This is a genomic window from Vicinamibacteria bacterium, from assembly GCA_035620555.1.
In the GTDB taxonomy this organism is placed as follows: Bacteria; Acidobacteriota; Vicinamibacteria; order Marinacidobacterales; family SMYC01; genus DASPGQ01.
Window position 1 is genome coordinate 1 of sequence record DASPGQ010000512.1, and the last position, 8,937, is coordinate 8,937.

Genomic DNA, 8,937 nt, shown 5'->3' on the forward strand with positions numbered 1-8,937 from the left:
CTCGACTGTCTGCTCCACACGGTCGCGGAGTACGATCTGGAGTACAGCGCCGAGCTGGACACGGCGTGGCGAGAAACGCTCCGGCCCTGCATCGAGCTGCTCAAATCGCGGTACTGAAAAGGCCAGGGCTCGCTGGAATTCGTCTACTCGACCATCTCGGCGAGCGCTGCTTCGAGCTCCTCGGCGTCGGGTTGGGCCGAGATTCCACCCAAGGCTCTCGTCGAGAGGCTTCCCGCCGCGACTCCGTAGCGGAGGCACTCCGGGAGAGGTTTGCCGCGCTTCCAGGCGTGCAAGAACCCGGCGTTGAAGGAGTCGCCCGCGCCGGTCGTGTCCACCACGTCAACGGCCAGAGCGGGGACTCGAAATCGCGTATCGCCCGATCGGGATTCCGCGCCGGCCGAGCCGCGCTTTACCACCACGAGCGTTCTTTCCGCGAGCTCGGGGGCCATTGCCAAAAGCTCCGCCTCGTTGGGCAGGAACAGGTCGACTTCCGCAAGCGTTTCGCCGAGTCCGGAGTCCCAGCGTTGCTTCGGATCGTGACCCGGATCCAGAGAGCTCGTGCTGCCGCGTGATCGTGCCGCGCGAAACAGCGCTGGCAACTGACGCGCGAGACGTTTCTGCAGGAAGTATGACGAGACATGAACGTGATCGAACTCCGACGGGAGCTCGTCGAGCTCGAAGCGCTCCATCGCTCCTGGATAGGTGGCGAGGGCGCGATCCGCCGAGGTGCTCAAGGAGACGGTGACTCCAGTCCGCTCGCCCTCATCCACGATCACACGACTGACATCCACCCCCGAAGCGGCCAGCTGACCGAGGCAGAAGTGGCCGAGAAGGTCGTCTCCGGCGAGGCCGACGAAAGCTACTTCGTTTCCAAGGCGTGCTAGCCCGGAAGCACAAATCGCCGAGGCGCTTCCCAGCGTGAGACGAAACTCGTCGACCACCACCTCGCGGCCCGGTCGAAGGCGGGACTCGCCCTTGAGCACGACGTCGGCGTTGAGCTCGCCGACGACGAGAAAGCGCGTCATCGACGAGCGGCGTCGTGAATCGGGAATCGCTCCACGACGCGGGTGATGACGTTGGCTCGTGAGGGAGCGTCGGGTTCCAGGCCGAGGGAGAGACAGCGGAAGAGCGCGAGCAGCTGACCCACGACGACGTCGAGAACCGGAACCTCGTCGTCGGGGCCGTCGTAGCGCACGTCACCGTCTTCTCCTGCGAGGAACAACCGGGCAGCGACATTCTTCCGCTCGAGCTCCCCCAAGAGGTCTCGCTCGTAGGCGCGAGCGGGCTCTTCCGATGACAGAAACCCGACGAGAAGGGCCCCGTCTCTCGCCGCGCACATGGGCCCGTGGCGAAAGCCGAGAAACGTCTCGGCGAAAGTGGGTACGACTCCATCGCACATCTCGAGCATCTTCAAGGCGGCCTCTCGCGCGGCTCCGAAGCGCTCGCCGGTTCCGAGGAATATTGCCGTCGAGAAAAAGAATGGGGAAGGGGAGAAGCCATCGAGCAGCGATCGGGCTTGCGCCGCGAGCCGGGTCACGTCGATATCTCGTCCGGCGAGGAGCCTTCCGGCGAGCCACAGGTTCGTGAAGCTACTGGTCATGACCAGCGAGCGGTCGTTGGTGCGCTCGCTGAGAACGACGGCTTCCACGTCGTCGCGCCCGGAATAGCGTGTTGCCAGCGCCCCTTCGGCGTTGCACGTCAGTACGAGATGGCGAAACCCCGGTCTCGTTCTCAGAAACCAGTCGACCACGGCGATGCTCTCGGGGCTGTCACCCGATCGGGCGAACGACACGAGCGTTCCCGTCGCATCGGAGCCGAGCAGGCTCTCGCCGGAGGTCAGAAACGACCCGGCGGGGACGGCCCTCACCCGGCGCCCGAGCTTCCGAGCCAGTATCGGCTCGAGCGACTCTCCGATGTAATAGGAGCTTCCCGAGCCCGTCAAATACACGGGTCCTTCGGTAGTCACTAGGGCCGGCAGGGACAGCTCGGCGGTCTCGAGCCAGGTCTCGGGTTGCTGGTCGATCTCCCGAACAGTGTGGAAGTAGCCTCGTCGACGCTGCTCTCGCTCCGGCGCATCGAGGAGATCCGCGAGTCGTGGGTTGGAGCCAACCTTTTTTGCCATACGATACGATTAAGCATAAGCGGAACTTCCGGCGAGGGGCAAAACCATCCGGTGGAGCCCCTCGAGAAAGGTCTTCCCGGTCTAGCCCGATGACGCCACTTTGGGAAAGTGCTCGACGCGACACTCGTCGCACAGCGAGTGGCTGACGAGAGCGCCCGAGTGGGCCTGGATGTAGCTCTCGAGGCGGTGCCAGGTATCGGAGTCGTCGCGGATCTTCTTGCAGTACATGCACATGGGCAGAAGACCCTGAAGCTGACCGACGTGGCGAACGGCGCGCTCCAGTTCTTTGATCTTCCGCTCGAGCTCCGCTTCGAGCGCGACCACGCGAGCCCCCGCCGCCACTCGACATTGGAGCTCGTGAGGATCGTAGGGCTTCATGAGGTAATCGTCCGCGCCGGCTTCGAGACCGGCGACGAGGTCTTCACTGCGGTTCTTGGTCGTTACGAGGAGGATGTAGGTGTAAGGCGAGCGCGGCGGACGCCGCAGCCGGTGGCAGATCTCGATGCCATCGAGGCCGGGCATCATCCAATCCAGGATGACCAGGCGAGACGGATCCGGACCGTCGATGAGCGCCCAGGCCTCGCGTCCATCGGACGCGAGCGCGACCTCGTAACCGGCCCGCGACAAAGTGACTTCGAGCAGCCGTCTCGAGATCGGATCGTCTTCGGCAATGAGAACCCGCATCTTCGCATCTTATCGGCCTGCCGCCGAAAAACTTGAGGACTTTGCTATACTCCTGCTTTACAAGGAGATACGGTTGCATACCGCTTCGTTCCACTCCCTCGGATGCCGTTTGAACCAAACCGAAGCGGCGTCCTGGGCGGGGGCCTTCCGGGACAAGGGCTACGCGATCGTCGAGTGGGGCGAGCCCGCCGACGTGGTCGTAATCAACACCTGCTCGGTAACGGAGCGAGGAGAGGCGAGCTGCCGCAACGCCATCCGGAAGGCGCTTCGGAGGAGGGCGGACGCCTTCGTGGTCGTGACCGGGTGCTATGCGCAGGTGGGTCTCGAGGCCCTTCGTGCCATTCCCGGCGTGGACCTCATCGTGGGCACGGAGTACAAGGACAAGTTTCCGAGCTTGATCGATGAGCCCCGAAAGCTCCCCGAGCCCGCGGTGCTCCATTCGAATCTCATCGACGATTCGGACTTCGAGGTGCCGGGTACGGGCCACTACGAAACGACCCGCGCCAACCTGAAGGTTCAGGACGGTTGCGACTTCTTCTGCTCGTTCTGCATCATCCCGTTCACGCGGGGACGGGAACGAAGCCGCAAACTTCCCGATCTGCTCCGTGAGGCCCGTGCCCTGACCGTTCGAGGGTTCCGCGAGATCGTCCTCACCGGCGTCAACATCGGTCGCTACGAGCACGAAGGGACGAGTTTCGACGGCATGATCGGATGGCTCGAAGGGATCGATGGATTGGACCGTATCCGGATCACTTCCATCGAACCGACGACGATCGAGACCTCACTCGTCGACCGAATGGCGCTCTCGAGGAAACTATGCCGATATCTTCACGTCCCCGTCCAGAGCGGAGACGAGACCGTGCTGCGAGCGATGAACCGCCGATACACGCCCGAGAGCTATCGTCGATTTCTGGAAGAGGTCGTCGACAAGGTGCCGGAAGTGGGTCTTGGCACCGACGTGATCGTCGGGTTTCCTGGGGAGACCGACGCCTCGTTCGACAAGACCTATCGTTTCCTCGAGAGTCTCCCATTCGCCTATCTGCACGTCTTCAGCTACTCGAAGCGCTACGGAACGCGAGCGACGCGGCTCGAGGGGCACGTCGGGCCCGACGCGATCAAGCACCGAAGCCAGGCCCTGCGGGCTCTTTCGGACGATAAGCGGCGCGCGTTCGGGACTCGATACGTCGGTCGGGAGGTCGAGGTGTTGTTCGAGCAAAAGGACGAGAACGGCCTGTGGGTCGGGCTCACCGACAACTACCTCCGGGTCGGCGTCGTTTCCGACGAACCTCTAAAGAACGAGCTCCGGCGGGTGGTCGTGAGATCGGCGTCGAACGATCTCGCTCTGGGATCGATCACCGCGGGGCAAAGAGTCTTTCGGTGACTGACTCGGGCTCGGGAAAGGGCTGCGCGCTCGCGTAGTCGACCGCCTCGTCGACGATGCGCGCACATTCCTCGTCGACCGCTCGAAGTTCCTCGTGGGAGACGCCGCCCCTGCCGGTCAAATAATCGACGTACAGTTTAACCGGGTCGCGCTGCTCCCAATAGCGAAACATTTCTTCGGGAACATAGGAGGCGTCGTCGTGCTCCCCGTGGCCGCGCCGCCGGAAGGTCAGGAACTCTACCAGGGCGGGGCCCTCGCCTCGGCGTGCGTGGTCGATCGCCTTTTGCGCCGTCCGGATGACGGCGAACAGGTCGTTTCCGAAAGCGAGATCGCTGTAGATGTTGAAGGCCGGGGCGCGATCGGAGATTTTCTCGACCGGCATTTGTCGATGAATCGGAGTCGAGTAGGCGAACTGGTTGTTCTCGGCGATGATGACGAGGGGCAGCTTGTGGATCGACGCAAAATTCAGTCCCTCGTAGAAATCGCCGGGGCTGGTGGCACCATCCCCGGTAAAGGCGACGTAGACGTTCGGCAGCCGCTTCATCTTGAACGCCAGGGCGAAACCGGCACCCGACGGGATCCAGGACGCCATCGAGCCATTGTGATAGGGCGCGATGCCGTAGTTCTCCAGGTCGGCGAGGAATAAACCGAGATCCCTCCCATGCGCCGGAGGAACATCCTTTCCCAGCCACCGAGCCATTACGTGCTTCGGTTCGACCCCCCGGTAGAACCAGGCCGAGAGGCTTCGAGACACCGTACTGAACACATCGCCCTCTCCGAGAACCGACGCAACCCCCGTGGCAATCGCCTCCTGGCCGATGCCGAGGTACACCGCGCCGATGATTTTTCCCTGGCGGTACAGCGACGCCAGCCGGGTCTCGAAAGTCCGGGCGAGGGTCATGGCACGGTACATGCGGACGAGCGCGTCTTCGTCGAAGGATAGATCACCCGGGTCGATCGCGAGCCTGTCGAGCTCGGGGGGTATCGGTTTGAAGACGCTGCTCACTGCATTCAACGGTTACGAACAGCCGCTCGTACTGCCGCAGTTCAAGCACTTGTAGCAGCTGCCGTTGCGCACCATGATGGATCCGCAGGTCGAGCAGGGCGGGGCGTCCTCGAAACGTGGAACCACGGGGCCAACTTTTTCGGTACCGGCCCCGGTCGCCGGCTCGAGGTTGAGTGACGCCTCGGCGAGCACCGGCACCTCCTCGGTCGCACCGACGAGCCCCGCACTCGCGCGCTTGTCCTCGGAGAGGAACTTGAGCGCGAGCCAGCGAAAGATGTAGTCGGTGATGGACTTCGCATAGGGAATCTGAGCGTTGCCGGTGAATCCCGAGGGCTCGAATCGGGTGTGGGCAAATTTGTCCACCAGGACCTCGAGGGGAACACCGTACTGGAGCGCATAGGAGATGGCCCGGGCGAAAGCGTCCATGAGGCCAGAGACGGCGGACCCTTCCTTGGACATGTTGATGAAGATCTCCCCGGGCGAGCCGTCATCGTACATGCCGACGGTGATATAGCCTTCGTGGCCGGCGATGTTGAACTTGTGGGTGATGGCCTGCCGCTCCACGGGGAGCTTGCGCTGGATGGGACGGAGGGCCTCTGCCGCACCCTTGGCAACTGGCGTCACCGATGTGTTGAGAGGCTGCGTTCGCTTCGAGCCATCGCGATAAATGGCGATGGCCTTCAAACCGAGCCTCCAGGCCTCCACATAGGTCCGCATGATTTCATCGACGGTCGACTCCTTGGGCATGTTGACCGTTTTCGAGATCGCGCCCGAGAGGAAGGGCTGGACCGCCGCCATCATCTTTACGTGGCCCATGTAGTGAATGGCTCGCGTTCCTCCGGGTGATTGCACGGCACAGTCGAATACGGAGAGATGCTCGTCCCTGAGGTAGGGCGCACCCTCCACGTGGCCGTGCTCGTGGACGTAGTCGACGATCGCATCGACTTCATCGCCGGGGTAGCCGAGGCGCCGCAGAGCGTTGGGCAGGGTCTGGTTCACGATCTTCATGAGACCTCCCCCAACGAGCTTCTTGTACTTAACCAGAGCGAGATCGGGCTCTACGCCGGTGGTGTCGCAATCCATCATCAGGCCGATCGTCCCCGTCGGCGCGAGCACCGAAGCCTGGCCGTTTCGATACCCGTGCTTTCGGCCGAGCTCCACCGTCTCGTCCCAGGTCTGGCGCGCGGCGAGGTACAGATCGGGTTGGACCCGGGTGGGCTCGATGCCCGACACGGCGTCGCGGTGCATTTCCATCACGTCGACCATCGGGCCGCGGTTGCGCTCGTACCCATCGAAGGGGCCGAGGTGGGAGGCTATCCTTGCCGACTGGGCATAGGCCTGGCCGGTCATCACGGCGGTGATGGCCGCTGCCGTGTCTCTGCCCCGGTCGCTGTCGTAGGGGATGCCCTGGAACATCAGGAGTGCGCCGAGGTTGGCGTAGCCGATCCCCAGCGGCCGGTAGGCATCCGAGTTCATCGCGATCCGATCCGTCGGATAGCTGGCTCGCCCGACGATGATCTCCATCGCGGTGATCACGACCTCCACTGCCTTTCGGAAGGAGCGGACGTCGAACTCTCCCTCGGGCGTAAGGAACTTCATGAGATTGAGCGACGCGAGGTTGCAGGCACTATCGTCGAGATACATGTACTCGGAGCACGGATTGGACGCCGTGATACGTCCGGAGTTCTTCGACGTGTGCCAACGGTTGATGGTGGTGTCGAACTGCATCCCGGGATCGCCGCAGGCATGAGTCGATTCGGCAATCTTTCGGAGGATCTCCCGCGCCCGGTATCGCCCGAGAATCTCGCCGGTTGTCAGCGCGGGCGTTTCCCATTCGCGGTCCTCTTCGACGGCGTTCATGAACTCGTCGGTGACGCGCACGCTATGGTTCGCGTTCTGATAGAAGATGGACGCGTAGGCCTCGCCGTTGAAAGATCCATCGTAGCCGGCATCGATGAGCGTCCAGGCCTTCCGCTCCTCCTTGAGCTTGCATTGGATGAACTCGATGATGTCGGGATGGTCCACGTTGAGGATGACCATTTTCGCCGCGCGTCGCGTCTTGCCCCCGCTCCGGATCACTCCGGCGAATGCGTCGTAGCCTTTCATGAACGAGACGGGACCGCTGGCGATGCCGCCTCCCGAGAGTCTCTCCTTGGAGCTCCGGATGGTCGAGAGGTTCGAGCCGGTGCCCGAGCCCCACTTGAACAGCATTCCCTCGGTCTTGGCGAGGTTCAAGATCGACTCCATCGTGTCCTCGACCGAGTTGATGAAGCAGGCCGAGCACTGGGGCTTCTTCTCGATTCCACAGTTGAACCAGACGGGAGAGTTGAACGAGGCGTATTGATTGAGAAGGAGGAAGGTGAGCTCGTCCTCGAACGTCTCGGCGTCCTCGTTCGAATCGAAATACTTGCCTTCCACCCCCCAACGGGTGAGGGTGGTTACGACGCGACCCACGAGCTGTCGGGCACTATGCTCCCGCTCTCCTTTTTCCAGCGAGCCATGGAAGTATTTCGAGGCGACGATATTCGTCGCCATTTGCGACCAGCTCTTCGGCACCTCGACCCGCTCTTGCTTGAAGATCGCGTCGCCGTTCTCGTCGGTGATGATCGCGTCACGCACGTCCCATTCCACCGTGTCATAGGGCGATAGGCCTGCTCGGGTGAAAGTCCGCTCGAATCTCAAGCCGTTGGGCCTGTCGGACACTGGGGGAGAATCGCTTCCCGTCATTTCTGGATCCACAACCAGCGATGAGTCCTTCTTTGTCGTGGCCATCTTTGCCTCCGCTTCGAAAGAGAACAACTCTCCATATCCGCACGATCCTGGCCCGCCGTCTTCTTTGCGCGACCGCGATCTACGGCTCTATTCTAAAGATACACCTCGGGTCTTGGACGAAAATCCGCCACCGCCTTCCATGAATCCGACGGCACCGAGCAAGACCGCTTTATTCTTTGAGCTAGCCTTGGATTTCGATTTATAAGCGCAGTCGAAATCGTGAGTCAAGAAAAAAATACTAGATTTTGGGTGGTCGTCATTCCAGCACTACTAAATATAGGGGGAAGGTCTTGAGTGGATGGAACTTAACCCGTTTGGGCGCCGCGGGGATTCATTTCGATTAGAATGTTGATAACTGTTCGGAGACGACGTCACGCGCTTCATCTGGCGATCACTTACAAGCGGGACCTCAAGTGCTTCTTTAACCCCGATCCGGCGGAAAACCCGTCGGGGGATTGGGAAACAACGCGCCGGGAGGGGCTAACGGCTAGCCGAAGATCTTCTTGAACACACCCCGCAAGGGGTCTTTCGTACGCGCCCCGCCGCTCAGATGCTTGATTGCACCCTCGTGTTTCGGATTGATGCGAAGCGCGGTGCGAAACGAGGTTTGGGCGCGAAAATGCATGCCGAAGGATTTGTAATAGAGGCCGAGCGAGAAATGGAGATCCGCGTCCTGGGGCGCGAGCCTGAGGGCTTCGATGAAATGCCGCTCCGCGTCCTTTCGCATTACCGGGTGGCGCGCCATGGCCCGCGCCAGCATCCCGTGGTGTTTGGCCTCCTGGGGCTCGAGCTCGACGAGCTCGTACAGCAGGGAGACGGCGTGCTCCCAATCGCGCACCTGAAAGTGAAGCTTGATGTCCCTGAGTAGCTGGCGCACCCTCTCGGCCTTTGCCGCTCCGTAGAGCTGGGGCGAGACCTTGATGCCTTTGGTCGACGGACCGGGTGGCTCGACTTGGTCCGGCCGTCGTCCCG

General features: G+C 62.1%; 7 protein-coding genes. 1 reads left to right on the forward strand and 6 read right to left on the reverse strand.

The features are described 5' to 3' along the window. Nucleotides 1–143 precede the first annotated feature (143 nt). The 3 genes from VEK15_20830 to VEK15_20840 all read right to left on the reverse strand — a co-directional run bounded on the left by VEK15_20830 (nt 144) and on the right by VEK15_20840 (nt 2,806). On the reverse strand, nt 144–1,025 hold the full coding sequence (locus tag VEK15_20830; protein ID HXV63157.1) for a PfkB family carbohydrate kinase: 882 nt from the start codon (nt 1,023–1,025) through the stop codon (nt 144–146). Then, nucleotides 1,022–2,122: a tagatose-6-phosphate ketose isomerase gene (locus tag VEK15_20835; GenBank protein ID HXV63158.1), complete on the reverse strand. Its 1,101-nt coding sequence runs from the start codon at nt 2,120–2,122 to the stop codon at nt 1,022–1,024. Before VEK15_20835 ends, VEK15_20830 begins: the two co-directional genes overlap by 4 nt. An 81-nt stretch (nt 2,123–2,203) precedes the next feature. Beyond that, nucleotides 2,204–2,806: a response regulator gene (locus tag VEK15_20840; GenBank protein ID HXV63159.1), complete on the reverse strand. Its 603-nt coding sequence runs from the start codon at nt 2,804–2,806 to the stop codon at nt 2,204–2,206. 73 nt (nt 2,807–2,879) lie between these two features. Between VEK15_20840 and mtaB the strand changes: the two genes are divergently transcribed. Then, nucleotides 2,880–4,187 carry a tRNA (N(6)-L-threonylcarbamoyladenosine(37)-C(2))-methylthiotransferase MtaB gene (gene mtaB, locus VEK15_20845; GenBank protein ID HXV63160.1) on the forward strand — a complete coding sequence of 436 codons (1,308 nt, stop codon included), beginning with the start codon at nt 2,880–2,882 and terminating at the stop codon, nt 4,185–4,187. Here the strand turns inward: mtaB and VEK15_20850 are convergent. From VEK15_20850 to VEK15_20860, 3 genes are all read right to left on the reverse strand, one after another. Then, nucleotides 4,159–5,193, reverse strand: a complete 1,035-nt coding sequence (locus VEK15_20850; GenBank protein HXV63161.1) for a thiamine pyrophosphate-dependent dehydrogenase E1 component subunit alpha — start codon at nt 5,191–5,193, stop codon at nt 4,159–4,161. The two genes, mtaB and VEK15_20850, sit on opposite strands and share 29 nt — an antisense overlap. A 12-nt stretch (nt 5,194–5,205) precedes the next feature. Next, nucleotides 5,206–7,920, reverse strand: coding sequence for a vitamin B12-dependent ribonucleotide reductase (locus VEK15_20855; protein ID HXV63162.1), 2,715 nt, complete (start codon nt 7,918–7,920; stop codon nt 5,206–5,208). A gap of 532 nt (nt 7,921–8,452) precedes the next feature. Further along, a partial coding sequence (locus tag VEK15_20860; protein ID HXV63163.1) for a hypothetical protein occupies nt 8,453–8,937 on the reverse strand: 485 nt, incomplete at its 5' end.

Excerpts from the sequence above, each read along its gene's own strand:
- VEK15_20835 (HXV63158.1), bottom strand. The coding sequence starts at position 2,122 with ATGGCAAAAAAGGTTGGCTCCAACCCACGACTCGCGGATCTCCTCGAT.
- VEK15_20840 (HXV63159.1), bottom strand. The coding sequence starts at position 2,806 with ATGCGGGTTCTCATTGCCGAAGACGATCCGATCTCGAGACGGCTGCTC.
- VEK15_20830 (HXV63157.1), bottom strand. The coding sequence starts at position 1,025 with ATGACGCGCTTTCTCGTCGTCGGCGAGCTCAACGCCGACGTCGTGCTC.
- VEK15_20855 (HXV63162.1), bottom strand. The coding sequence starts at position 7,920 with ATGACGGGAAGCGATTCTCCCCCAGTGTCCGACAGGCCCAACGGCTTG.